This is a genomic window from Mediterraneibacter sp. 210702-DFI.5.30 (assembly GCF_020560115.1).
Taxonomy (GTDB): Bacteria; Bacillota; Clostridia; order Lachnospirales; family Lachnospiraceae; genus Mediterraneibacter; species Mediterraneibacter faecis.
In genome coordinates, this window is the sequence record NZ_JAJCME010000010.1 from 40372 (window position 1) to 66660 (window position 26289).

A 26289-nucleotide genomic window follows, 5' to 3' on the forward strand; every position below is an offset into this window, starting at 1 on the left:
TAAAGTGTGTGGGTTTCCTGCAAGAGGGATTGCAGGATTCTGAGTGTACGTTTTGGGGTGTACAAAAGAAGGTCTGAAAGGGCATCTGCACCGGGGGTAATTCTGGCTTCATTCATATCCGAAATAAACCGGATATTGGTAATTTAGATTTTTATAAACGATTATCTTATTCTGTATTTCTAATTTAGTCACACATTGATCTGCCTGAAACAAAATATGTTTGGAATGGAGTGCCTCTTCTACACAATCTAAAGTCCGCATTGTAATTTCCGGCACCGATTTCAAAAAGAGAAACATCCTGATATAATCGGAATATCCGACTCCTTCTCCTGAATCATTTCCCCTTACACTTCCACCATCTGTCAGAAGAAGTGGCAGCTGTGACAGAGAAACAACCCATTTATCTGCACTTTTTACCAGTGGAACTTTTTTTCCATCCAAAAGACAACGAAGATCCATAACACTTTCTCCTCCTGCCCACGCAACAAGTATCATCTGTTTCAAAGCTTCTACCGCTTCTGGCATCAGTAGTAGTGCAGATATTGTCACAGCCAGTGCTTCTGCCTCTGCCATTCGTCCCATATCCTTTGACAGACAGCCATAATTTCCTGATATTCTCAGAAGAAAAAGACGAAATAACACGGATTCCAGATTTTCTTTATCTGATCCTTTTCCTTGTAGAATATATTCCAGTTCGTATGCTAAAGCATCCGACCGATCAGACTGCCATTCCTTCTCTCCACTCTCATCCGTTCCTTCTGATTGTTCTGAATCCTGCCGAAATGCATAGCCGAATGTTTTGAGAAGATATTCGTTGTACAGAAGTTTCTCCGTTGTCTGATCAAGTCCTTTTCTTGTTGGGAATGTCCCATATCCTTTTTTCAAAGTTCTCTTTGATGCCTGCCCCGACAAATCAACACTCTTTTCAGATACTTTTTTTCCTTTCGGAATCACAACAGAAAGAATTCCTTCTTTTTTTATCTTTTGCATAATACGAAACGGATTCTCCTCATCTGGCAGACTTGGACCTTCTTCCACGTCTTCTCCTTCCGTTTGACTGCCGGATGCGTCAAGACTGTCATTCACCCGTTCCATTGCATCTGTCATTTCATCTGTTTTCTTTTCCATATCAGATTCTTCTGTCTCTGTCTGTTCCCATTTCTCTGTTGTTCCGGTAAACTTTTTAACCAGATCCATTCCATACCTTTGTTCCATATAAGCCAGCACTTGTTCTCGAAATGCCTGTCCGGATTGATCTGTCAAATACTGAATTCCCTTGATTTGATGATCTGTAGAACCAGAATTGTAATAATGCAAACGCTGGATCAGATTTTCTTCTTCATAATTTCCTGTCCTGTAACCAAGATCAATTCCCAAAACATGATATTGTTCCATAAGTTCCTGATGATATTCTCCGAAAACGGAGTAGATTGCCCGATCTGTGTCAATTCTGCTGAGATTTTTTGATCCTTGAATCACAGCAGACTCTAGAATTCCAAAGATAAATGAAAGTAACAAAGTAAATGATAAACTTAAAAATACAGTAATTTCGCCTTTTACGGACCGCATGCTATATGCCGGAGCTTTCTGATGTCACTTTCTCAAAAATCGTAGTGATCAGACTAATCAACTGTTCTTTAAAAATCAACAGAAGCGCAATTAATATAACCAAAATTAAAACCAGTTCAATTGTTGTGATCGCGGCAACATATTTCTTATCTTTATTTTTTCTTATCAATAATTTTCTCATCTTGTATCTCTCCTTCTTTTCTCTCTTTTTCTCAAATCTGAATCGTCAAAAACGCTGGAACAGTCACGATCACGAACACGACTGCCAACATAAGAAACAACGGTATCATCAACTTTGTTCCTGCCTCTTCACCAAGTTTCTTTGCCATATTTTTCCGTTCCTCAAAAGCTTCCTGCACCTCTCTTTGTAACAGATTCGTCAATCCCTTGGTTCCTTTTCTTAAATTCTGACTTAAAAGCATTCCGAACTTTCGGTAAACCGGACTTTCGCACCTCCTTCCAAATGCCTCGTAGCATTCACTTTCCGGTCTTCCATTCTTCAGTTCATTCATTGTATATCTCATCTCTTCATACACTGTTCTTTCTCCAAGATAGTGTTTCTCTTTGTCATATTCTTTTACAATTTGGATCCAGGCTCTTCTCACTGTCATTCCTGCCCCTATATACAGACTGAATTTATTGATCAGCTGCGGATAATCAAACTGCATCTGTCTGATTTCTTTCTTTCGTTGTTCTTTCTGCTTTTGTTTCTCTGCTGTAAACTGGAATACAATCATCACTCCGCCAAGCAAAAGAATTCCAAATGCTCTCATTTCCTTCACAGGCTTCCAGGATAATTTTCTTCCATCTACCTGATCTGGCAATATCAGGTAATCCTTTTCCCGCTGTTCCTGATCTGCTTTTTCTACTTCCTGGGATATCTTTTTCAGAACACCTTCCTTCTTTGACAACGGTGTGGAAAACAGGTGTGCATAAAATTCACAGGACATTTTTTCCTCATCATATCGAAGGACAGCGGTTAATTTGACGAGTGTTCCTTCTTCCGTCAGCTTCTCCTGCTTTAAAACACCTCTGCTGTTCATAACCTCGTAGTTATCAAGTTCCCATGACACGCTGATTCCCGTATGTGGAATTTCCATAATAAGATTCAGGTCTGACCTGACCTCATCCAGACTTTTGTTTTCACCAAGGATCTGAGCCGGAAGTTCTTCTGCCGCCTTAGAAAGCTGTTCTCCAATCTCTTCTTTTGCATACTTCTTTTCCGAAATCTGAACCTTCATCTTCTCTTTCCACTCGCCTGTCTCCATCTGGATTTTTTCTGTCTTTTTTCCTTCTCCCTGTCCTTTTCTTTCCAAAATCCGGTTTCCATTTTCATCCTGTGCTAATTGACGATGATTATCTGTGACATACACTGCACTAAACATTACGATTGACAATAAAAGAACGATTCCGGCCTTTTTATAGATTTCATATTTTCCTTTTTCAGGCTGAAGTACTTTTTTCCACTTCTTGTTAAATCTCAATCTGTAGAATCCTCCTTCCAAACCTGTATGCTCCAAGATAAAGTACAAGACAAATGCTCATTACGATACATCCGGTCCATGTACCATACAGGACACTTAAGAATTCACCAAATGTCATCTTCATGTAGAGAATCATTATAAATGGGATTACGCTCATGATTTCAAATTCCAGCTTTTTCGCAGCCAACATGGTCTGTATCTCACGTTCTGTATCGATCTTCTCTCCGATTGTTCTGGCCGCATCTCTGATAATCGCAATTGAATCCCCACCACTGACCTTAGCTGCTGCATAAACTGTAATAAAATTTGTCACATCCTCCTGCTTTACTTCAGCCGCAAATTCATTCAATACGGTTACAACTGACAGATTCAGATCCAACTTCCTTACCATCTGACCATATTCTTTTCGAATCCTTGTATTCGCATCATACATTCCAATCAGATCACGATTTGTTTCCCTGATTGCATTCTCTACAGAATATCCTGCCTTAAGTGCCCCTGCCATTGTCTGGATACTATCTCTGAACTGCCTCCTGAATTCCTGTTCTTTTCCGATTGCTTTCTCTTCCATCCACTCCTTCATGTATAAGAACCATAACGGGAACAGGAGAATTGCCGGAAGTATCGATTCATAAAACAAATACAAAATCAGAAGAAATCTCACCGTACATTTTATGATTCCGACAGTATATTCAGATGGTGTGATATCCTGCAGCCAGGAGTTTTTCTTTATTCGTGATTTCATTTTTCTTCATAAGGCATCCCTGTATCTTTCCATTCTTCATCCCCTCCTCCTTAAATTCATAAAGAACCTTTGTCTGGATCCTTCCATCTTCATAACCTTCCACTTCTACAATCTGCAAAACCTTTCTTGTCTTATCTCGAAGTCTTCCAAGATGAATGATAATATCAAGTGCCGATGCAACTTGTCTTTGAATTGCCTGTAACGGAAGATCAATCCCCATCAGCATCATTGTTTCCAGTCTGTGTAACATATCTGTTGGATTATTGGCATGTCCTGTTGACATTGAACCACTGTGACCATTCAACATTGCTGAAGATATCATATCTACTGTCTCTTCTCCTCTGACTTCTCCTACAACAATTCGATCCGGTCTCATACGAAGTGCTGACTTAATCAAATCTCTGATGGTTACAGCCCCTTCTCCTTCTGCATTCGGTCCGCGTGCTTCTAAGCGCACCAGATTCTGAACTCCCTGAATCTGTAACTCTGCATTATCCTCGATCGTGATCAGGCGTTCTCCTTTTGGTATATAGTTCGACAACGCATTCAGGAAAGTTGTCTTTCCTGCTCCTGTTCCACCACTGACAAAAATATTATATTTTGCTGCTACCAGCTTTTTCAAAAAGTTAGCAGCTTCATCAGTTACGCTGCCTATACGGATCAGCTGTTCCATCGTAATTGCTTCCGATGGAAACTTTCGGATTGTAAGGATTGGTCCATTCACAGCAACCGGATTCAATACAACATTTACTCGAGATCCATCCTTCAGCCTTGCATCCACAATCGGAGAGGCCTCATTTACATAACGGTTCGATTCACCTACAATCTGTTGAATCACATCCAGTAATCTCTCCTGAGACAAAAAACACTTCTTAGACCGGAAAATTCTTCCTTCTTTCTCATAAAAGATATGGTCGATTCCATTTACCATAATCTCTGTAATCGAATCATCTTCAAGAAGCTCCTGCAGAACATCCAGTTTACGAAAAGAGTTGAATAACTCACGCCCGATTCTGATCTTATCACTCAACGAAATATATTCTTCATCTGCTGCCTCATCCAATACTGTGCGGATCAGCTCCTGCAGTTCTTCATCATCCGTCTCCTTCGTAAGATCGATTTGTTCAAGGATCTGTTCATACAGCTGCTCTTTTCTAATCATCCTTACGACTTCCTTTCTCTGTCCGGAAATTCCGTAATTTTACTTGCAGATGCTTCTAAAGCAACAGGATTTCTTGGCTTTCCCATTCTGCGTCTTACCGTCTTCTTAAGAATCTCGCCATATCCTGCTGATCTAAGATTCTCTTCATACTGATTGAGTTTTGCTTTTGCTGCACCTTCCTCAATGTAAGGCGTATAAACTTTACTGCATCTTCCTAACAGATCATACAGACCGTCTACCGTATCTCCAAGATCAAGAATGATCACTTTGTAAATACTCTTCTCCAGAATCAGATCCAAAAGTTGATTCCATTCTTCTTTTGTCACTTCTCTGAAATCTTGTTCTGCCCGGATCGGTGCGATATAATCCAACCCATTCATATGGCTGATCAAAGTACTGATCTTCCATACCGGATTGATACTTTCCTGCTTCATGTAATACAGCAGATCTCCAAGATTCATTCCGGATTCTTCCGGCAGGTAATAATTTAATCCTGAATATCCTTCCAGATTCAGATACAACGTAGGAATCGATTCTGAAAGAACTCGTCCCATACGCATGGCAAACCTTGTCTTCCCGATTCGATGAACCGGTGAATAGATCCCGATCAGACCATTTACATTTGCTTTCACTGTCTGCGATCTGTCTGAGACAAGTTGGATTTGATGCGTCTGTACTTCTGAATTTTCCTGATCTTTTTCCTGAAGTAAAAGTTCCAGCATACTGCTGACACTTTGATACCGGAAGAATGGAATCTCTGTGGGACTTCTCTCGTTCGGAATCTTCTCGCCGATCAGAAGATACTTCTGTCTTGCCGGAATCTCATCCCGGTCTTCTTTTCCATACTCTTCTCCGATCAGCAGAATATTTACCTGCATACTCTTGGCTGCTATTTTCAGATTCTCAATATCATGAAATACATGAAACTGAAAATAACCGGATAATTTCTCAGATAATCTTCTGAACAGATTTTCTGAATAACTCTTTTGTGTATCACAAATCACAAAATTCTCAGCAGTTCCTCTTACTGCTCTTTGCTCAATTGTCATAATTCGAAACTTTGCTGCGATCATACAGCCTGAATAAAGAAATTGTACCGAAGGTCCAACGCTTCGATGCAAAAGATTCATCAGTAATTCCCCAATTCACTGATGCTACAACAGATGATTTTCTGTTGGTAAGTGAGATTATATACGGGCACTTCTGTTTTGTCCATACCAAAATTAAAAATATAATGTTTTTGTAAAAAACTTACAAAAATTGATACCATGTAATGCTATAAAGAAGACAAACCCCAGGAATTCCAAGGGTTCCGGATGTCAAAAAGGTCATCGGATTCAAACCGACATTAATTGAAGAATCTGCTGGAAGAACATATTTGTTTATTATAAAAATCAACGCCATTCCTATGGTTGCACGTATAAAAAACTTGAGAAAAAAGTATCCTGTTTTCTTTTTCATTTCACTCTTCCAATCTGTTTTTTCTTGATTTGTAACTGTTCAGAGCCAAGCAAAATTTCAAAAAACAGGTATAAAATGCTTGCATTTTTAAGACTGTTTTTGAAATTTTATTTGGCGGATACGCCACACCGATGAAATGCGTAGCATTTTGGAGGTTGGCTCTGAACAGTTACCTTGATTTATTTTATTTTTTTCGTCTCTTTTTTATTCCTTTTGATTCCATTTTCAATTCTTTATACTCAAAAAAGAAAGCGGATAAAGTTCACTGTAATCAAGTAAACTCCATCCACTTTCTCTTATCTTTTTATTTTTCAGAACAGCTTACAATCTTCTGTAAAACATAACAACTTTATTCCTCTGTTGTTTCCTGCTCAGTTGTCTCAGAAACTGATCCTTCCTCTGATTTTTCAGACTCATCTTCATCAGAAATCTCAACTTCTTCACCGTCGATCTCGGCAGAAGCCTTTCTCACCTTCGCAACGCTCGCTACAGTGTCATTTTCCTTCAGGTTGATCAGTTTTACACCTGATGTGATTCTGCCGTAAACAGAGATATCAGAACACTTCATACGGATAATAATTCCCTCTGTGTTGATGATCATGATCTCACTGTCTTCATCTACAGCTTTCATTCCGACAACATTTCCTGTCTTCTCTGTGATCTTATAACATTTCACACCTTTACCGCCACGATTCTGACGAGTAAATTCATCCATGTCTGTACGTTTACCCATACCACGCTCAGATACGATCAGCATATCTTTGCCCTGGCTTTCGATCTGCATACCGATCACAACGTCATTATCTGTCAGGTTCATACCACGTACGCCCATAGAAACACGGCCTGTAGAACGTACATCTGTCTCATTGAAACGGATACACATACCGTATTTTGTAACGAGGAAAATATCCTCTGTATTATCTGTGATCTTAACTTCGATCAGCTTATCATCCTCACGCAGTACGATTGCCGCAAGTCCTGTCTTTCTGACATTTGCATAGTCCTGAATCGGAGTCTTCTTCACAAGACCTTTCTCCGTTGCCATGAACAAATACTTACCTTCCTCATACTCACGAAGCGGAATGATCGCAGTAATCTTCTCTTCCGGCATCAGCTGGAGTAAGTTAATGATTGCTGTTCCACGCGCAGTTCTTCCTGCCTCCGGAATCTCGTAAGCTTTCAGTCTGTAGACACGGCCTGTGTTTGTAAAGAACATAATGTAATGGTGACTGGTTGTAATAAACAGTTCTCGGATGTAATCATCCTCCAGAGTCTGCATTCCCTTAATACCTTTACCACCACGATTCTGACTCTTGAATGTGTCCATAGACATTCTCTTGATATATCCAAGTTTTGTCATTGTAATTACGACATTCTCGCGCGGAATCAGATCTTCCATGGAGATGTCAAATTCATCAAATCCAATCTTAGTTCTTCTGTCATCACCGTATTTCTCAGCAATTACAAGAATCTCTTTTTTGATCACACCAAGAAGAAGTTTTTTATCAGCAAGAATTGCTTTATACTCTTCAATCTTCTTCATAAGCTCTGCATATTCAGCTTCAATCTTCTCACGTTCCAAACCTGTGAGTGCACGCAGACGCATGTCTACGATTGCCTGTGCCTGGGCATCACTGAGTCCAAAGCGTTTGATCAATTCTGCTTTTGCTTCCTGAACATTCTTAGAACCACGGATGATGCGGATGACTTCGTCAATGTTATCCAGAGCGATCAGTAATCCTTTCAGAATATGAGCTCTCTCCTGTGCTTTATTCAGGTCATACTGTGTTCTTCTTGTCACAACATCTTCCTGATGACGCAGGTAGTACTGCAACATCTCAAGAAGATTCATAACCTTCGGCTGATTATCAACGAGCGCCAGCATGATCACACCAAATGTATCCTGAAGCTGTGTATGTTTATATAACTGATTCAGAACTACATTCGGATTCACATCACGACGAAGCTCAATACAGATTCTCATACCTTCACGGTTAGACTGGTCACTTAAATCAGTGATTCCATCAATCTTTTTATCTCTTACAAGTTCAGCGATCTTTTCGATCAGACGTGCTTTATTTACCATATACGGAAGCTCAGTAACAATAATTCTGTTCTTTCCGTTCTGCATTGGCTCAATGTTTGTCACCGCACGCACTCTGATCTTACCGCGTCCTGTTCTGTATGCCTCTTCAATTCCTCTTGTTCCAAGGATCTCCGCACCTGTAGGGAAATCTGGTCCCTTCACGATTTCAAGGATTTCCTCGATTGTCGTCTCTTCTTTATCTGCAATCTGATCATCTATGATCTGAACAACTGCTGAAATAACCTCACGCAGATTATGCGGCGGGATATTCGTTGCCATACCTACTGCAATACCTGATGTTCCATTTACCAGAAGATTCGGAAATCTGGACGGAAGTACAGTAGGCTCCTTCTCTGTTTCATCAAAGTTCGGGATAAAATCTACGGTATTTTTGTTAATGTCCGCTGTCATCTCCATGGAGATCCTACTCAGACGTGCCTCTGTATAACGCATTGCAGCAGCGCCATCACCGTCCACTGAACCAAAGTTTCCGTGTCCATCTACAAGAGGATAACGGGTAGACCACTCCTGTGCAAGATTAACGAGAGCTCCATAAATCGAGCTGTCTCCATGAGGATGGTATTTTCCCATCGTATCACCGACAATACGCGCACATTTACGATGCGGTTTGTCCGGTCCATTATTTAATTCTATCATTGAGTACAGAATTCGTCTCTGTACCGGCTTAAGTCCGTCTCTAACATCCGGAAGAGCACGGGCAGCGATTACGCTCATGGCATAGTCGATGTATGAAGTCTCCATCGTCTTTTTCAGATCGACTTCATGGACTTTGTCAAAAATATTGTCTTCCATCACTTGTCTCCTTTTTTCTAGGGTCAGTCTATCATATTCAAAACCTGACTGGGTTTCGCGTTTTTACGCTCTACACCAGCTCAAAAATCTGACGATTTTTTCGCTGGGTTGGCATTTCTAATGCCAACCCAGACAACTACGTCCAGGTCTGCTTTCGAGTAAACTCGAATCAGCCCTGCCCGAAGTTGCCTGTTGTGTCGCTATAACTACTATATATCCAAGTTTTGTACATACTTTGCGTTTTCTTCGATGAATTCTCTTCTTGGTTCTACTTTGTCTCCCATAAGGGTGGTGAAAGTAAGATCGAGCTCGGAAGAGGTCTCATCATCCATTGTTACGCGCAGAAGGATTCTGTGCTCCGGATCCATAGTTGTCTCCCAAAGCTGCTCTGCATCCATCTCTCCAAGACCTTTGTAACGCTGGATCTTATTGTTGCTGTCACGACCAACTTCTGTAAGAATCTGGTTCAGTTCGTCATCGCTGTATGCATACCATACCTTCTTGTTCTTCTCCAGCTTATACAGCGGCGGCTGCGCAAGATATACATATCCCTCTTTGATCAGATCCGGCATGAAACGATACAGGAATGTCAAAAGAAGTGTACTGATGTGCGCTCCATCAACATCGGCATCGGTCATGATAATGATCTTGTGATATCTCAGCTTACTGATATCAAAATCTTCGTGGATTCCCGTTCCAAATGCTGTGATCATTGCCTTAATCTCAGCATTTCCGTAAATCTTATCAAGACGTGCTTTCTCTACGTTCAGAATCTTACCACGAAGTGGCAGGATTGCCTGAGTTGCACGGTCTCTGGCTGTCTTCGCAGAACCGCCGGCGGAATCTCCCTCGACAATATAGATCTCACACTTGGACGGATCTTTATCTGAACAGTCTGCCAGTTTTCCCGGAAGGGACATTCCCTCAAGAGCTGACTTTCTTCTTGTAAGATCTCTTGCTTTTCTGGCTGCTTCACGGGCACGCTGTGCCATAACAGACTTTTCGATGATCATCTTTGCAACACTTGGATTCTGCTCCAGGAAGATCTCCAGCTGTGTTCTGACGATATTATCAACAGCTCCACGTGCTTCACTGTTTCCAAGTTTCTGCTTTGTCTGTCCTTCAAACTGAGGATCCTCAATCTTGACACTGACAATCGCAGTCAGTCCCTCACGGATATCCTCTCCTGAAAGCTGCTCATTCTCTTTCAGCAGCTTATTTTTCTTGCCATAATCGTTGAATACCTTGGTCAATGCACTTCTGAATCCCGCAATATGAGTACCACCCTCCGGTGTTGTAATATTATTTACAAAACCGTAAGTAGTCTCATTGTAAGAGTCATTATGCTGCATAGCAACCTCAACTGCAACATTATCTTTCATACCTTCACAGTAAATAATCTGCTCATAGAGCGCAGTTTTACTCTTGTTCAGATATGTTACAAATTCTTTAATACCACCTTCATAGTGGAATATATGCTCATGGATCTCTTCCTCACGAAGATCTCTTAAGTGAATCTTCAATCCCTTTGTCAGGAATGCCATCTCACGGAAACGCTGTTTCAGTGTATTATAATCAAATACTGTTTCCTCAAAGATTTCCTTATCCGGAAGGAAAGTAACCTTTGTTCCTCTCATCTCCGGCTCACAATCTCTGTCAACTCTGAGTTTATAGCATACTTTACCACGCTCATAACGCTGTTTATAAATCTTTCCTTCGTTGGCAATCTCTACTTCCAGCCACTCAGAAAGAGCATTAACAACAGATGCACCTACTCCGTGCAATCCTCCGGATACCTTGTACCCTCCACCGCCGAATTTACCACCGGCATGCAGGATTGTAAATACAACCTCAACTGCAGGAAGTCCTGCCTTATGGTTGATTCCTACAGGAATTCCACGCCCATTGTCTGTGACCGTTATCGAATTGTCTTTGTTAATGTCTACCTGAATTTTATCACAGTATCCGGCCAGAGCCTCATCCACCGCATTATCTACAATCTCATAAACCAGGTGATGAAGTCCTCTGACGGAAGTGCTGCCAATGTACATACCCGGTCTTTTTCTTACGGCTTCCAATCCTTCCAAAATCTGAATCTGGTCCGCTCCGTATTCAGCGTCAAATTCTGTACCTGATGCACCCATTCTTAAACCTCCTAGTTTTCTTTTGCTACATGTCCACTTTTCACATGGAATATCTTGTTGATAGAAAATCTATGATTTACAAACTCATCCAGTCCCGTACAAGTAATCACCGTCTGTATATCATGAATACTATCCAGTAAATAGTTTTGCCTGTTTTTATCTAATTCAGACAAAACATCGTCTAATAACAGGATCGGCGTATCCCCAATGATCCGCTTCACCAGTTCAATCTCAGCTAATTTCAGCGACAGCGCAGCTGTTCTTTGCTGTCCCTGAGAACCAAATTTTCTAATATCCAAATCTCCTGACAGGAAACACAGGTCATCTCTATGAGGACCTACAGACGTACTTTTCATCCGCAGATCCCTCTCCCTGTTTTTCTTCAGAGCCTGCTCCATCGACATCTCACCAATACTTGATTCATAAGTCAATGACAGCCGTTCTTTCCCGCCTGTCAGACGGAAATGAATCTCTGAAATAATCTCATTCACCTGTCGTACAAATTCTTTTCTTCTGTCCAAAACCTTTGTTCCATAAGCAGCCAGCTGCATATCCCAGATATCCAGTGTCTCCAGCAAATGCTGCTGGTTCGAGCCATAGATATCCTTCAAAAGTGAATTACGCTGGTTAATAATACGGTTATAGTTCGAAAGATTGTTCAGATAGATCTTATCAAGCTGGGAAAGCTCAAGATCAATAAATCTTCTTCTTCCTGCCGGACCCTCTTTGATAATATTAAGATCCTCCGGAGAAAAGAAAACAAAATGGACAATACCGAATAACTCACTTGCACGGCGAATCGGTACCTTATCGATTGCAATTCCCTTCGGACTGTTTTTCTTCAGGTGCATATCGATCTGGAAAATGATTCCCTTTTTCTCAACTACTGTCTCCAGATGGGATTCATCATACCCAAACTGTATCATATCCCGATCCTTCGTTCCTCTGTGAGATTTCGTCGTTCCAGACAAATACAATGCTTCCAGTATGTTTGTCTTTCCTTGAGCATTGTCACCGTACAAAATATTTGTTTTCGGATCAAAGGTCAAATCTAATAAATCATAATTTCTGTAATTTTTCAGCTTTAAAGACTTGATTATCATAATTTCCCCGCCATCACGTTATAACACGAGCGAGAAAACCTCTCACATGTTATTCTACACGTTTTTTAATTATTTTTCAATTTTTATTTCATTTCCGTCAAAAGAAGCTATATCGCCCGGATAAAGCTTTCTTCCGCGTCTCGTATCAATTTCTCCGTTTACAAGAACAAGCCCGTTCTGAATTACGTCCTTAGCCTCAACACCACTTTCAACTAACCCGGCTGCCTTGAGCGCCTGACCGAGTTTAATGAATTCATCCTGAGGGCGCAGTTTGATTATTTCCATTTCTTATCACTCCTTAATTAATTTTTATCAGTGTTTTTGATCTTTATTTTTATTTAAACTTTTTAAACATTTTTAAACTTTTAATTTTCTAGATTTTGAAAAGTCAAAAAATTGCAGAGCAGGGCGTCTGCTCCGCATAATCTATTATTTTCTGAGTTTAGACAGAAGCATTAAAATTGACTGGAAGAATCAGATAAATGTAAGACTGATTCTCATCTTTGATAAAGCAAGGTGCTTTTGCATTCATAAAATACAAGTCTACTTCTTCATCTTCAATCACGCGAAGTGCATCGATCAAAAACTTTGGATTAAATCCGATCATCAGATCTTTTCCGTCTTTTGTACAGAAAATCAGTTCATCCATAGATCCAATCTGTGATTTGATCTTCAACTCCATTGATTCATTCTTGATATCAATGATAATCGGCTTTTTGTCTCCCTCTTTGATAAGCAGAGTTGCACGATCAATACAATCTAACAGTTCTTTTTTATTCACATGTACTCTTGTCTCATAATCACTGGACAGCATCTGATCAATTCGGAAATATTCACCTTCAATCAGTCTGGAAACAACCAATGTTCTGTCAAATTCAAAGACAATATGATTTTTTGTAAACGAAATCTCAACTTCAGCATCCGCTTCACCGCCAATAATCTTGCTGATTTCCTGAAGAGTTTTTCCAGGAACAATTACTTTTCTCGGCTGATAAGCATCTTTCAGTTCGATTTTCCGGATTGAAATTCTGTGACCATCAAGAGAAACCACTCTGAGAACATCATTGTCAATCTCAAAAAGTTCTCCGGTCATCATCTTATTCGTATCATTGTCAGCAATTGAAAAAATAGTCTGGCGAACAACTTCTTTCAAAGTAAACTCGGAAATAGTAATAAAATCTTCACGCTCAATCGCCGGAAGATAAGAAAAATCATCTCCTGACTGGGCTGCGATATTAAATTTCGCTTTTTCACAAGTAATAATCGCCTGATTGTCAGATTCTGTTTCAATAACAACATCATTGTCTGGAAGTTTACGGACAATTTCTGAAAAAATCTTTGCATTTAATGCAATAATACCTCTGGAATCAATAATTCCATCAATTGTAGTTTCAATTCCAAGTTCCATATCATTGGCAGTCAGTTTGATTACATCCGTTGTTGCATCAATCAGAATACATTCAAGAATAGGCATTGTTGTTTTAGAGGGTACTGCCTTGGAAACAATACTGACTCCTTTTACGAGATTCGATTTTTTGCATATGATTCTCATGTTGATGATTACTCCTTTCAGATTTCAAGGTTACGGTTGGTATGTGGATAACGTTTTTTTCTCGCGTAATTTATGTATATTTATATAAATCGATTCCGCCTTCTCCGCCTTAGGGGGTGTGGATAAGTGGATAAGTACCTGCAGCCCTTTAAAATCAAGGGTTTGCGGATTTGGATAACTATGTAGATTACAGAAAAATAACGTGTTGAAACTGTGGGGAAAAAAATTCGGCAAAAAATCCACATTTTTGTTATCCCAACGTTATTCACATAGAAATCTACAGGTTTTCTACAAAGTTATCCACAATTAACGCGAAAAACTGACAAGTTATTCACATTTTATAGAGTTATCTTCCTTATACAGGATTGATTTTCTTCTTAATTATATTCACAGTGTTGTTTAAAGCTTCATCTGTCTTCAGATCATTCTCAATTTTGCGTACACCATGGCTAATGGAAGCATGATCTTTACCACCGAGCAGGGCACCAATGGATTTTAGTGGTGTATCGGTCATATTTCTGCACAGATACATGACAATCTGGCGTGGAAGAACAATCTCAGCGTTTCGTTTTTTACCTTTTAGTTCAGCTACCGGTACATTAAAGTGTTCAGAAACCACATCCATGATCAGTTCTGGTGAAACTGCACGGGTATCATCCGGTGAGATCATATCCTTCAAGGCCTCAGCAGCCAAAGGAATGTCGATCGGTTTATTCTCCAGATTAGAAAGAGCGATCAGTTTATTCAAAGATCCTTCAAGCTCACGGATATTGGATTTAATATTATTGGCAATGTACTGCATAACTTCATCTGGAATATGATATTTCTCAAGTCCGTCGAGTTCTTCTTTCTTACGAAGAATCGCCATTCTTGTCTCATAGTCAGGAGAGGAGATGTCAGCAATCAGACCCCACTCAAAACGTGTGCGAAGTCTGGCTTCCAGTGTCTCAATGTCCTTCGGAGGCTTATCACTGGAGATGATAATCTGTTTTCCTGATACATGAAGGTGGTTAAATGTATGGAAAAATTCTTCCTGTGTACTTTCTTTTCCTATAATAAACTGAATATCGTCGATCAGAAGAACGTCATTATTACGATATTTCTCGCGGAATGTGGTCATTGCCAGTTCATTTCCGTTCTTACCTACTTTAAGAGCATCGATCAGTTCATTCGTAAAAGTTTCACTTGTGACATACAGTACTTTTTTGGAGGGATCATGTTCCAAAATGTAATGTGCCACGGAGTGCATCAAATGGGTCTTTCCAAGTCCAACACCTCCATATAAGAAGAGAGGGTTGTAGATCTCTCCCGGAGATTCGGCAACTGCGAGGGAAGCAGCGTGGGCGAAATTGTTGTTGCTTCCAACGACAAATGTGTCGAAAGTATACTTTGGATTTAAGTTTGCCTTTTCATAAATCGCATTTACACGGGTCTTCTGGACGGAAGACTCTTTCTTTTCCTTAATCACTTTCGGGCTGTCGGTTACAAATTCCACTTCATATTCTGTACCGGTTACTTCGGCGATGCAGACCTTAAAAGGAAGCAGATATTTATCTTGAATATGTTCAAGACTCGCCTTCAGTTTGACGAGAATATATACGGTATTGTCTTTGACTTCATAAACAGTAAGTGGTGCAATCCATGTAGTATAAGAAATATTGGATGAGCAATATTCCAGCTTCATCTTGTTTAGTACCTGATCCCAGTTTTGTTCTACAATGTTCATCGATAGTAACTCCTAATTTTTTAAAATTATAATGGAAAGGTTGAAAATCCAGCGCAAATAATTCAGGACTTATTCACATTCAACTCCTGATTATGGCTTTTAGGGCAGACTTTCCCCTACCCAAATACAATGTTTTCAGCAACTGTTTGTTAAAAAAGTGAAAAACAGCCACTTTTTATTAACTTCGTACTAAAATAATGTGGATAACTCTAAAAATGGTAGAGTCTCTCCATTACATTTTACATCAAAAAAGCTGTAGAATCAATGAAAAAACAGTGTGTATAACTTTATCAACATCTTAAAACGTTGATAAATATGGTTTTTTATGAATAAAAAAAATTTTATCAACACGATATTTAGTGGTTTTCCACAGGTTATACAGAAGTTATCCACATATGTTGATAACTTTGTGGATAACTTCTGTATAACTATTGTATAATTATGTGAAAAAATAGTTATACTCCTTGATATATAAGGGTTTCGAGGAACTGTGAAATTATTCACAGAAAATGTGAAAAACTCTTTAAAATGAAAAAAGGCCAGAAATTAAGGGAAAGATTGTTGATAAAGCTTGACTTTATGCGGTTTTCCATCTATAATTAAGAGCAGTGTCTTTTAATATTGAGGCGCAGTAACGAAGTTAATTTTGTGAATACTTTTATTATAAGGTATATCAGGCATAAGGGAGGTGTAAGAATATGAAGATGACATTTCAGCCGAAGAAGAGATCAAGATCTAAAGTTCACGGATTCAGAGCAAGAATGAGCACACCAGGCGGAAGAAAAGTTCTGGCAGCAAGAAGAGCAAAAGGAAGAAAACAGTTATCAGCATAGGCCGCATATATGTGGCCTTTTCTTCTATTTAATATTAAATGATAACAGGATTTTTGTTATCTGGAATGAAGAGGATATTGATGAAATTTTCTGAGTCTTTAAAAAAGAATAAAGATTTTCAGTCAGTCTACAGGAATGGAAAATCTTTCGCTAATAAATGTCTTGTAATGTATATAATCCCGAACGAACTGAATAAGAACCGACTGGGAATATCAGTTAGTAAGAAGGTTGGAAACAGTGTGGTAAGACATCATCTTACCCGATTGATCAGAGAAAGTTATAGATTATCAGAAGAACATTTCCGATGTGGGTATGATATAGTAGTAATCGCGAGAACAAGTGCAAAGGATAAGAATTATCATGATGTGGAAAGTGCACTGATCCATCTCGGAAAGCTTCATCACATATATGTCTGATAAGACAATGATAAGGAAGTGGCGCAGATGAAGTATGTCTTGTTATGGATGATTCGTTTTTACAGGAAATATCTGTCCGGAATGAAGGGCGGATGCACTTGTAAGTATTATCCAACCTGCTCACAGTATGGGTTGGAAGCAATCGAGAAGTACGGAGCGCTCAAGGGAGGGGCTCTGGCGGTATGGAGAATCCTGCGCTGTAATCCATTTTCAAAAGGTGGATATGATCCGGTACCTTAAGGAGGATAAGTAATGGAAGTATACGGACTTTTGGCTTCAGGTTATGGAGACTGGCCGATTATCAAACAGATTGCCTGGCTTTTAGGTCAGGTAATGAATGGTATCTTCAATGTACTTAGCAAGATTGGTATTGAGAATATTGGTGTTTGTATCATTATTTTCACAATCATTATTTATACATTGATGATTCCGCTTACAATCAAGCAGCAGAAGTTTTCTAAGATGTCAGCTGTTATGCAGCCGGAGATCAAGAAAATTCAGAAAAAATACGAAGGAAAGAAAGATCAGGCTTCAATGATGAAGCAGCAGGAAGAGATCAATCTTGTTTATGAGAAGTATGGAACTTCCATGACAGGTGGATGCCTCCCGATGTTGATCCAGATGCCGATTCTGTTCGCGCTGTATCCGGTTATCCGTGATATTCCGACGTATGTAAAAGGTGTTAAAGATGTTTATATGCCTGTGACAGAAGCAATCATGAATACAAATGGCTTCCAGAAGATCATGGAGACGATCGGTGAAGCAAGCCCGGTTCTTATGAACCCAAAGGCTTATGATTATTCCCAGGCAGATACAATTGTAAATGTACTTTATAAATTCCAGGATTCTACATGGAATACGCTGATGGAAAAGATGCCGAGTATCACGGATCTTGCACAGCAGACAATGGATAAGGTTACTCACCTGAACAGTTTCCTTGGAATTAATATTGGAGAGCAGCCGCTGACACAGTTGACAACTGCATTACACAACGGATCTGTTGTAGGAATCATCCTTGCAGTACTTATTCCGGTACTTGCAGGTCTGACACAGTTTATCAGTGTTAAGCTTCAGCCACAGCCGGCAGGAGATGACAAAGATAACCCGATGGCAAGCTCTATGAAGACAATGACATACACAATGCCGCTGATCTCAGTATTTATGGGATTCACACTTCCGGCAGGTCTTGGTCTCTACTGGGCAGCAAGTGCAGCAGTAAGATGTATTCAGCAGCTTGCAATCAACAAATATCTCAGCACAAAGTCTCTTGATGAGATGATCAAAGAGAACCAGAAGAAAGCACAGAAGAAACGTGAGAAACACGGAACTTCTGCAAAAGAGATCAATAAGATGGCAACAACAAGTACTCGTAATGTGGGTACTGTTACAAAGGGAAAATCTGGAATTTCTGAAGCAGAGAGAGAAGAAAAGATCCAGAAAGCAAAGCAGAAGGCTCAGAATTCCAAGCCGGGAAGCCTTGCTTCTAAGGCAAATCTGGTAAGCCGTTATAACAGCGGACAGCAGACAAACCAGCCGAAGGCAGAAGATGAGAGCAGTTCTAAAGAAAAAAAGGGCAAGAAAAAATAAAGGAAGATTCGTAACTCCTAACCGTTCTCTTAAAAAGCAGGAGACGGGTCAGGATTTGAAGATGGAGGAATCGGGATGAACGGTAGTATCAGAGTATCGGCGAAAACAGTTGATGATGCAATCACAGAAGCATTAATCCAGCTTGGTGTAACAAGCGACAGACTGGAGTACGAAGTAATCGAGAAGGGAAGCGCAGGATTCCTGGGAATCGGAATGAAGCAGGCAGTTATTGAAGCAAGAAGAAAACCGGAACCGAAAGAGGAGAAGATAGAAGAGCCTGTAGTAGAAGAACCTGTGAAAGCAGAGCCAAAGAAGGTTGAAACAGTTCAGCCTCAGAAAGCAGCTGCAGAAAAGAAAGCGGATGAACCTCAGAAGGCTGCTTTTGAAAAAGCTGTAGAAAAAGAAGTAAAAGAGGAAGTTAAGAAAGAGACAAAACTTGTAGAAGTTCAGCCTCAGACAATCGAAGCAGTAGAAGATTTCCTCAAGAATACAATGAAAGCCATGGACATGGAAGTTGAGCTTAAGACTGAGATCGATCAGGATGGTGCACTTTGCGTAGATATGAGTGGAGAGCATATGGGAATTCTGATTGGTAAGAGAGGACAGACTTTGGATTCTCTGCAGTATCTTGCGAACCGTGTAGCGAACAAGCATCAGGAAGGTTATGTAAGAGTAAAGCTTGACACAGAGAACTATCGTGCAAGAAGAGAAGAGACTCTGAGACACCTTGCAAAGAACATTGCACATAAGGTAAAGAGAAACAGAAGACCGGTAGCACTTGAGCCGATGAATCCTTATGAGAGAAGAATCATCCACTCAGCACTGCAGTCAGATCCTTATGTGATGACACACAGTGAGGGAGAAGAGCCGTTCAGAAAAGTTGTTATTACTTTGAAGAAATAATACTGTTTATGAATCGGAAGCGAAAGGACGTTTACGCTTCACGGATACTTTCGTGAGGTGTGGAACGTCCTTTTTTCTATGGTAAAATATGATGATACCAGGATTGTGGGAGCTCATTGCACGAAACAATCCGTAGGTATCATAGTTGGGGGAGTTTGCCCCCAACATCATCAGAATATAGGAAGCAGGAAATCAGAGTACAGAGCAGGAAAACAGAAAGGAAATAAGGCATGAATCAGGATACGATTGCAGCGATTTCTACAGGTATGACTAATTCGGGAATCGGAATTGTAAGAATCAGCGGAAGTGAAGCGCTGGAGATAGCAGATCGTGTATATAAAGGGAAAGAAACGATTACAGAAGTGCCAACGCATACGATTCATTATGGACATGTAATGGATGGAGATGAGACAGTTGACGAAGTACTTGTGATGGTGATGCGCGGACCTCGTACATTTACAGGAGAAGACACAGTTGAGATCAACTGCCACGGTGGAACTTATGTTGTAAGCAGAGTTTTGGAGACGGTCTTAAAGGCGGGAGCAAGACCGGCAGAGCCGGGAGAATTTACCAAGAGGGCATTCTTAAACGGCAAGATGGATCTGTCACAGGCAGAGGCGGTCATCGATGTGATCACATCAGAAAATGAGTATGCATTGCAGAGTTCGATCAGCCAGCTCAAGGGAAGTGTGAAGAACAGGATCAAAGAGATCCGTGAGAAGATTATTTATCATACAGCGTTTATTGAGACTGCGCTGGATGATCCGGAGCATATCAGCGTCGATGGATATGGTGAGGTGCTAAAGGAGGCAGCAGAAGAGGTGATCGATCAGCTGAAAGAACTGATTGATTCCTCGGATGATGGAAGGATCATGAAAGAGGGAATCCAGACAGTAATTCTTGGAAAACCGAATGCAGGAAAGTCATCCCTTCTGAATATTCTGGCGGGTCATGATCGTGCGATTGTTACAGATATTGAAGGAACGACAAGAGATGTCTTAGAGGAGCAGATCCGTCTGCAGGGACTGACTTTGAATATCATTGATACTGCCGGAATCCGTCAGACAGACGATATTGTGGAAAAAATGGGTGTCGATAAGGCGAAAGAATACGCAAAAGAGGCAGATCTTATTATTTATGTTGTAGATGCATCAAGAAATCTTGACGAAAATGATGAAAAAATCTTTGATTTGATTTATGATAAAAGAACAGTGATTCTGCTTAATAAGTCGGATCTGGATACTGTAGTGACAGAAGAGATGATCCGTGAAAGGATTTCACAAAAGGGTGTTCAGAAGCAGATTCCTGTGATTGCGATTTCTGCGAAGGAAGAGCAGGGAATCAAGGAACTTGAGAACACCGTGAAAGCAATGTTCTTAAAGGGAGATCTCTCATTCAATGAAGAGGTTTATATCACAAATGCAAGACAAAAAAATGCATTGGTCAATGCGAGAGAGAGTATGAAGAAAGTCATTTTCAGCATTGACGCCGGCATGCCGGAGGATTTCTATTCGATCGATCTGATGGATGCCTATGAATCACTTGGAAATATTACCGGAGAATCAATAGGAGAAGATTTAGTAAATGAAATATTCAGCAAGTTCTGTATGGGAAAATAAAGATGAATATGATGTTGTCGTTGTAGGCGCAGGACATGCGGGCTGTGAGGCTGCACTTGCGACTGCAAGACTTGGATTTAAGACAGTGATCTTTACGGTCAGTGTGGACAGTATTGCGCTGATGCCATGCAATCCGAATATCGGAGGAAGCTCAAAGGGACATTTGGTCAGAGAGCTGGATGCACTTGGCGGAGAGATGGGAAAAGTCATTGACCAGACATTTATCCAGTCTAAGATGCTTAACAGTTCAAAAGGTCCTGCCGTGCATTCACTGCGTGCACAGGCGGATAAGGCAAATTATAGTAAAACAATGCGTCAGGTGCTTCAGAACCAGGAAAATCTGGATATCCGTCAGATGGAAGTGACAGAGATCCTGGCAGAGGATGGAAAGATCACAGGAGTACAGACGTACTCAGGCGCTATTTACCGCTGTAAGGCCGTTGTACTCTGTACGGGTACATATTTAAAGGCACGCTGTATTTACGGCGAAATAAGCACACATACGGGCCCTAACGGGCTTCAGAGTGCCAACTATCTGACAGATAGCCTGAAAGCACTCGGAATTAAGATGTATCGCTTCAAAACAGGTACACCGGCGCGTATTGATAAGAATACGATTGATTTCAGCAAGATGCAGGAGCAGAAAGGAGATGAGAGGGTTGTACCGTTCTCGTTTACTACAGATCCTGAGAGTGTTCAGATCGATCAGGCGTCCTGCTGGCTGACTTATACGAATGAGACAACACATGAGATCATCCGTGGCAATCTGGACCGTTCACCGCTTTATTCAGGAGCAATTGAAGGTACGGGACCGAGATATTGTCCGTCTATCGAGGATAAGGTTGTGAAATTCCCGGACAAGAACCGTCATCAGGTGTTTATCGAGCCGGAAGGACTTGAGACGAATGAAATGTATGTCGGTGGAATGTCCAGTTCACTTCCGGAAGATGTCCAGTATGCAATGTACAGAAGTGTGCCGGGACTGGAACATGCGAAGATCGTGCGAAATGCGTATGCGATCGAGTATGACTGCATTGATGCGAGACAGTTGAAGAGTACATTGGAATTCAAAGAGATTGAAGGTCTGTTCAGTGGCGGACAGTTTAACGGAAGTTCAGGTTATGAAGAGGCTGCTTCCCAGGGACTGATCGCAGGAATCAATGCAGCGAGAAAGCTGCAGGGAAAAGAAGGTATCGTGATCGACAGATCTCAAGGGTATATCGGAGTTCTGATCGATGATCTTGTCACAAAAGAGAGTCATGAACCGTATCGTATGATGACTTCACGCGCAGAGTACAGACTGCTTCTTCGTCAGGATAATGCAGATATACGTCTTACAAAGATTGGTTACGAGGTGGGCCTGATCGATGAGGAGAGATATCAGAAACTGTTGAAAAAGGAAGAGATGATCGAGAAAGAGATCGAGCGTGTGGAGCACACAAATGTAGGTACTACAGAAGCTGTACAGGCATTGCTTGAATCATATGAAAGCACACCGCTGACATCAGGAACAACACTTGCAGAGCTGATACGCAGACCGGAGTTGTCTTATGAGAAGATCGCACCGATCGATAAGCACAGAGAAGAACTGCCATATGATGTGAAAGAACAGGTTGATATTAATATCAAATATGACGGTTATATCAAGCGTCAGATGCGTCAGGTAGAGCAGTTTAAGAAGCTTGAGAACAAGAGAATTCCAGAAAATATTAATTATGATGAGATTCAGAGCCTTCGTCTTGAGGCAAAACAGAAACTGAATCAGATCCGTCCGTCGTCAATCGGTCAGGCATCCAGAATCTCAGGAGTTTCACCGGCAGATGTGTCCGTGCTTCTTGTATATTTAAGCAGTAAATAAAAGTGTTAGTTAAAGAGATACATGAGAATCTAAAAATGCTATAATAATATTCTACGGAACGGTATTGTCGGATTGTTGAAACTGTTCCGTGGGAAATAATGATTGGAGAATATAGTGGGAGAGAACACACAGAGTAAATTTGATCTAGAATTAGAAAAAATCGGAATCACATTAAATGAGCGGCAGAAGCAGCAGTTCGACAAGTATTATGAAATGCTAGTTGAGTGGAATAAAGTGATGAATCTGACTGGGATCACGGAGTATGATGAGGTGAATCTGAAGCACTTTACAGATAGTCTGACAATCGCAAGAACACAGGAGATGCAGAAGGTGCAGAGCGTGATTGATATCGGAACAGGAGCTGGTTTCCCGGGGATTCCTCTGAAGATTGCATTTCCGCATCTGAAGGTTGTACTTCTTGATTCACTGAATAAACGAATTAAGTTCTTAGAGGCAGTAATTGAAGAATTAGGATTGGAAAATATCAGTACAATTCATGGAAGAGCAGAAGATTTTGCAAAGAAAAAGGAATACAGAGAGCAGTTTGATCTCTGCGTTTCAAGAGCTGTTGCGAATCTGTCAACATTGAGTGAGTATTGCCTTCCATTTGTAGCTGTAAATGGCAGTTTTGTTTCTTATAAAAGTGGAGATTCTGAAGAAGAAATCCATCAGGCAAAACATGCGATTTCATTGTTAGGTGGAAAAGTAAAGAATGTGGATAAGTTCCAATTACCTGGAACAGACATGGGGCGTGCACTTGTTGAAATAAAAAAAACAAAGCAGACACCGGGAAAATATCCTAGAAAAGCAGGATTACCGGCAAAAGAACCATTAAAATAAGCAAATATAGGAGGACCTGTTTACTGGCATTCTGGTGAACAGGTCTTCATTTTTGAGTGTATTGTTGAAAAATGCCGAAATAGTCAGAAAATAAGTCTAAAAAGAAGATATCCTAAAAAAAATAAGGAGTTATCCACATTTTCCACATGAGATATTCACTCCGTGTGGATATCTCATGTGGAAAATGTGGATAACTCTAGTTTTTAGAAAAAATATGATACGAGTAAAATTTCTAATTTATGCGATATTCTATTCACATTCTTCAGCGTCTGACAAGAAAATTTCTACATTTTCAATGAATTCGTCACATTTTTCAATATGAGGAAGTTGTTTGGTTTTGGCCATTCCTGCAATTTCAATCGAAGGAAGATAGTTCTGATATTCACTGGCTGCCAAAGAATTTTCAGGATTACTATTTCCTACAATAATGGAGATGCTGTTATTTAATTTATTCAGACAGTGAAGAACATTTGCATTCGTATATCTCGTCTTTTGACAGGCGAAAAGATATTTGGAATTTGTATGTTCTTTGTGTGCTGCTTCAAAGTAGGTGAGAATATCTTTTTCACTAATTTCATTCTGAGTATAATAAGAAGAGCAGAGGGCATGAGCAATTGTCTTCTTATTTACATACATATTATAGATAAATGTACCCAGAATAGGAGAATACAGGATATTCTTTATGAATTTACTACGTTTTGTAGGAATCTTTGCCAGGTCTACCAGATTCGGCGGATTTATCATAATAACTTTATTTATAATTGTTTCATCGTTTGCACAGGCCATTAGTACAAATGGACAGGATTCACCAGAAACAATTACATCAGTTTTTTCTCCGATAATATGTTTGATAAAGTTCGTGATTAATTCTACATACAGATAATTGGTATATGTTAATCCCGGACGATCAGAACAACCGCAGCCTAAAAGATCAATTGTATATACAGTATGGGACTTGGCAAGTTCCTCTATATTGTTTCTCCATTCATAGGAAGAAGAACATACATTGAGATTATGCACTAAAAGTAAAGGTGATCCTTCACCAGTTTTCTTATATGCGATTTTGCCAAATCTCCAGTTATAGTATTCATATTCATCAGAATTGATTAATTTATCAGCAGTTGAGATATATTCTAATACACGGTTGGCAATATGCATTGCACCGAGAGAAACTCCTGCTAAAGTAGTAAAAAAAGTTAGTTTTTTCTTAATACTCAAATTATTCACCTTCCTTATTATAATAGTGGTTTGTTTTATATAAAAGTAAGAGCCTGAATTAAAAGAAACTCTTACTTTATTATACTACATTCTTAAATTCAAATAAAGCGAAAAAATCTTAATGTTTAATTATAGAAGATAGTGGATTATCTCTAAAAATGTTTCACGTGAAACATTTTTGATCCGCACAATCAAATCCGCACCCTGCGCGTATAATACAGTTATTTACAAAATGCAGTACTAGAAATAACTGAGAAAACACAATGTTTCACGTGAAACATTTTAGAAAATGAGAAAAATGAAAAGGAAGATGTTTCACGTGAAACATTTGATTAGTTCTAGATTAATGAAAAGAAAGGTGATATAATAATGAATGTCCGAGAGAAAGGAGTAAAAATAATGGGTAGAGTGATAGCAATTGCGAATCAGAAAGGTGGAGTTGGTAAGACTACAACAGCAATCAACTTATCGGCCTCTTTAGCTAGTTCGGGAAAAAAAGTGCTTGCTATAGATATGGATCCTCAGGGAAATATGTCCAGTGGATTGGGCGTTGATAAGAATGAGGTTGAAAAGACAATTTATGAACTTATTATTGGTAAGTGTAAAATTGAGGAGTGTATTTGCAAGGAACCAATAGAAAACCTGAGTGTAGATGTGCTTCCGTCAAGTATTGATTTATCAGCCGCTGAGATTGAACTGATTGGCGTTGACAATAAGGAATATATTTTACGAGATGAAGTTGAAAAGATAAAAGATAATTATGACTTTATAATTATTGACTGCCCTCCGGCATTGAGCATGCTTACAATTAATGCAATGACTACTTCTGACTCGGTGATTGTTCCAATTCAGTGTGAGTATTATGCGCTGGAAGGATTAAGTCAATTGATGCATACGATTGAACTTGTTCAGGATAGACTGAATCCGAAACTTGAAATGGAAGGTGTCGTATTTACAATGTACGATGCAAGAACAAATTTATCATTACAGGTAGTGGAAAATGTAAAAGATAACCTAAACCAAAATATTTATAAGACAATTATTCCGAGAAATGTCCGACTGGCTGAAGCACCAAGTTATGGACTTCCAATCAATCTGTATGATCCAAAATCCAAAGGAACAGAGAGTTACATGCTTTTAGCAGAAGAAGTGATTAATAAAGGAGAATAA

The 26289-nt window shown here is 39.9% G+C and carries 23 protein-coding genes; 9 read left to right on the top strand and 14 right to left on the bottom strand.

Annotated features, from left to right (window positions below):
- Window positions 1-108: 108 nt before the first annotated feature.
- The 13 genes from LI126_RS10965 to dnaA all read right to left on the bottom strand — a co-directional run bounded on the left by LI126_RS10965 (window position 109) and on the right by dnaA (window position 15845).
- Complete coding sequence (locus tag LI126_RS10965) at window positions 109-1479, bottom strand: DUF5702 domain-containing protein (RefSeq protein WP_227165385.1); 1371 nt, start codon at window positions 1477-1479, stop codon at window positions 109-111.
- A 91-nt stretch (window positions 1480-1570) separates the two neighbouring features.
- Complete coding sequence (locus LI126_RS10970; RefSeq protein ID WP_020437074.1) at window positions 1571-1750, bottom strand: Flp1 family type IVb pilin; 180 nt, start codon at window positions 1748-1750, stop codon at window positions 1571-1573.
- Window positions 1751-1781: 31 nt separating this feature from the next.
- The gene (locus LI126_RS10975) at window positions 1782-3053 is read right to left on the bottom strand and encodes a type II secretion system F family protein (RefSeq protein ID WP_227165386.1); all 1272 of its coding nucleotides are present in this window, start codon (window positions 3051-3053) and stop codon (window positions 1782-1784) included.
- A complete protein-coding gene (locus LI126_RS10980; RefSeq protein WP_195937470.1) occupies window positions 3043-3798 on the bottom strand; it encodes a type II secretion system F family protein in 756 nt (251 codons plus the stop codon). The genes LI126_RS10975 and LI126_RS10980 overlap by 11 nt, the downstream gene beginning before the upstream one ends.
- Window positions 3746-4960 carry a CpaF family protein gene (locus LI126_RS10985; RefSeq protein ID WP_155203447.1) on the bottom strand — a complete coding sequence of 405 codons (1215 nt, stop codon included), beginning with the start codon at window positions 4958-4960 and terminating at the stop codon, window positions 3746-3748. Before LI126_RS10985 ends, LI126_RS10980 begins: the two co-directional genes overlap by 53 nt.
- Window positions 4961-4962: 2 nt before the next feature.
- Entirely contained in the window at window positions 4963-6090 is a 1128-nt protein-coding gene (locus tag LI126_RS10990; protein ID WP_227165387.1) for a hypothetical protein, read from the bottom strand.
- 121 nt (window positions 6091-6211) lie between these two features.
- Entirely contained in the window at window positions 6212-6421 is a 210-nt protein-coding gene (locus tag LI126_RS10995) for a pro-sigmaK processing inhibitor BofA family protein (RefSeq protein ID WP_015527665.1), read from the bottom strand.
- Window positions 6422-6770: 349 nt separating this feature from the next.
- On the bottom strand, window positions 6771-9320 hold the full coding sequence (gene gyrA / locus LI126_RS11000) for a DNA gyrase subunit A (protein ID WP_227165388.1): 2550 nt from the start codon (window positions 9318-9320) through the stop codon (window positions 6771-6773).
- Window positions 9321-9529: 209 nt separating this feature from the next.
- Window positions 9530-11464, bottom strand: a complete 1935-nt coding sequence (gene gyrB, locus LI126_RS11005; RefSeq protein WP_015527667.1) for a DNA topoisomerase (ATP-hydrolyzing) subunit B — start codon at window positions 11462-11464, stop codon at window positions 9530-9532.
- Between the two features lie 11 nt (window positions 11465-11475).
- Window positions 11476-12567: a DNA replication/repair protein RecF gene (gene recF, locus LI126_RS11010; protein WP_015527668.1), complete on the bottom strand. Its 1092-nt coding sequence runs from the start codon at window positions 12565-12567 to the stop codon at window positions 11476-11478.
- Window positions 12568-12636: 69 nt separating this feature from the next.
- On the bottom strand, window positions 12637-12852 hold the full coding sequence (locus LI126_RS11015; protein ID WP_055165916.1) for an RNA-binding S4 domain-containing protein: 216 nt from the start codon (window positions 12850-12852) through the stop codon (window positions 12637-12639).
- Window positions 12853-13009: 157 nt separating this feature from the next.
- Complete coding sequence (dnaN, locus tag LI126_RS11020) at window positions 13010-14119, bottom strand: DNA polymerase III subunit beta (protein ID WP_055145222.1); 1110 nt, start codon at window positions 14117-14119, stop codon at window positions 13010-13012.
- Window positions 14120-14474: 355 nt separating this feature from the next.
- Entirely contained in the window at window positions 14475-15845 is a 1371-nt protein-coding gene (gene dnaA, locus LI126_RS11025) for a chromosomal replication initiator protein DnaA (protein WP_020436913.1), read from the bottom strand.
- A gap of 698 nt (window positions 15846-16543) precedes the next feature.
- On the opposite strand from dnaA, the gene rpmH reads away from it, so the two are divergent.
- From rpmH to rsmG, 8 genes are all read left to right on the top strand, one after another.
- Window positions 16544-16678: a 50S ribosomal protein L34 gene (rpmH, locus tag LI126_RS11030; protein WP_004847680.1), complete on the top strand. Its 135-nt coding sequence runs from the start codon at window positions 16544-16546 to the stop codon at window positions 16676-16678.
- Between the two features lie 80 nt (window positions 16679-16758).
- Complete coding sequence (rnpA, locus tag LI126_RS11035; protein ID WP_015527672.1) at window positions 16759-17094, top strand: ribonuclease P protein component; 336 nt, start codon at window positions 16759-16761, stop codon at window positions 17092-17094.
- Between the two features lie 27 nt (window positions 17095-17121).
- Window positions 17122-17334, top strand: coding sequence for a membrane protein insertion efficiency factor YidD (yidD, locus tag LI126_RS11040; protein WP_015527673.1), 213 nt, complete (start codon window positions 17122-17124; stop codon window positions 17332-17334).
- 12 nt (window positions 17335-17346) lie between these two features.
- Complete coding sequence (locus tag LI126_RS11045) at window positions 17347-18681, top strand: YidC/Oxa1 family membrane protein insertase (RefSeq protein ID WP_055165913.1); 1335 nt, start codon at window positions 17347-17349, stop codon at window positions 18679-18681.
- Between the two features lie 75 nt (window positions 18682-18756).
- Window positions 18757-19584 carry an RNA-binding cell elongation regulator Jag/EloR gene (jag, locus tag LI126_RS11050; RefSeq protein WP_055165910.1) on the top strand — a complete coding sequence of 276 codons (828 nt, stop codon included), beginning with the start codon at window positions 18757-18759 and terminating at the stop codon, window positions 19582-19584.
- Window positions 19585-19814: 230 nt separating this feature from the next.
- Window positions 19815-21203 (top strand): tRNA uridine-5-carboxymethylaminomethyl(34) synthesis GTPase MnmE, encoded by a 1389-nt coding sequence (gene mnmE / locus LI126_RS11055; RefSeq protein ID WP_015527676.1) that lies wholly within the window; start codon window positions 19815-19817, stop codon window positions 21201-21203.
- Complete coding sequence (mnmG, locus tag LI126_RS11060) at window positions 21169-23061, top strand: tRNA uridine-5-carboxymethylaminomethyl(34) synthesis enzyme MnmG (RefSeq protein WP_055165907.1); 1893 nt, start codon at window positions 21169-21171, stop codon at window positions 23059-23061. Before mnmE ends, mnmG begins: the two co-directional genes overlap by 35 nt.
- A gap of 114 nt (window positions 23062-23175) precedes the next feature.
- Window positions 23176-23901 carry a 16S rRNA (guanine(527)-N(7))-methyltransferase RsmG gene (rsmG, locus tag LI126_RS11065; protein WP_330582922.1) on the top strand — a complete coding sequence of 242 codons (726 nt, stop codon included), beginning with the start codon at window positions 23176-23178 and terminating at the stop codon, window positions 23899-23901.
- 249 nt (window positions 23902-24150) lie between these two features.
- Here rsmG and LI126_RS11070 read toward each other — a convergent pair whose 3' ends face one another.
- Complete coding sequence (locus tag LI126_RS11070; protein ID WP_055157921.1) at window positions 24151-25128, bottom strand: alpha/beta fold hydrolase; 978 nt, start codon at window positions 25126-25128, stop codon at window positions 24151-24153.
- Between the two features lie 390 nt (window positions 25129-25518).
- Here LI126_RS11070 and LI126_RS11075 point away from each other — a divergent pair, with 390 nt between their 5' ends.
- Window positions 25519-26289, top strand: a complete 771-nt coding sequence (locus LI126_RS11075) for a ParA family protein (protein WP_020436477.1) — start codon at window positions 25519-25521, stop codon at window positions 26287-26289.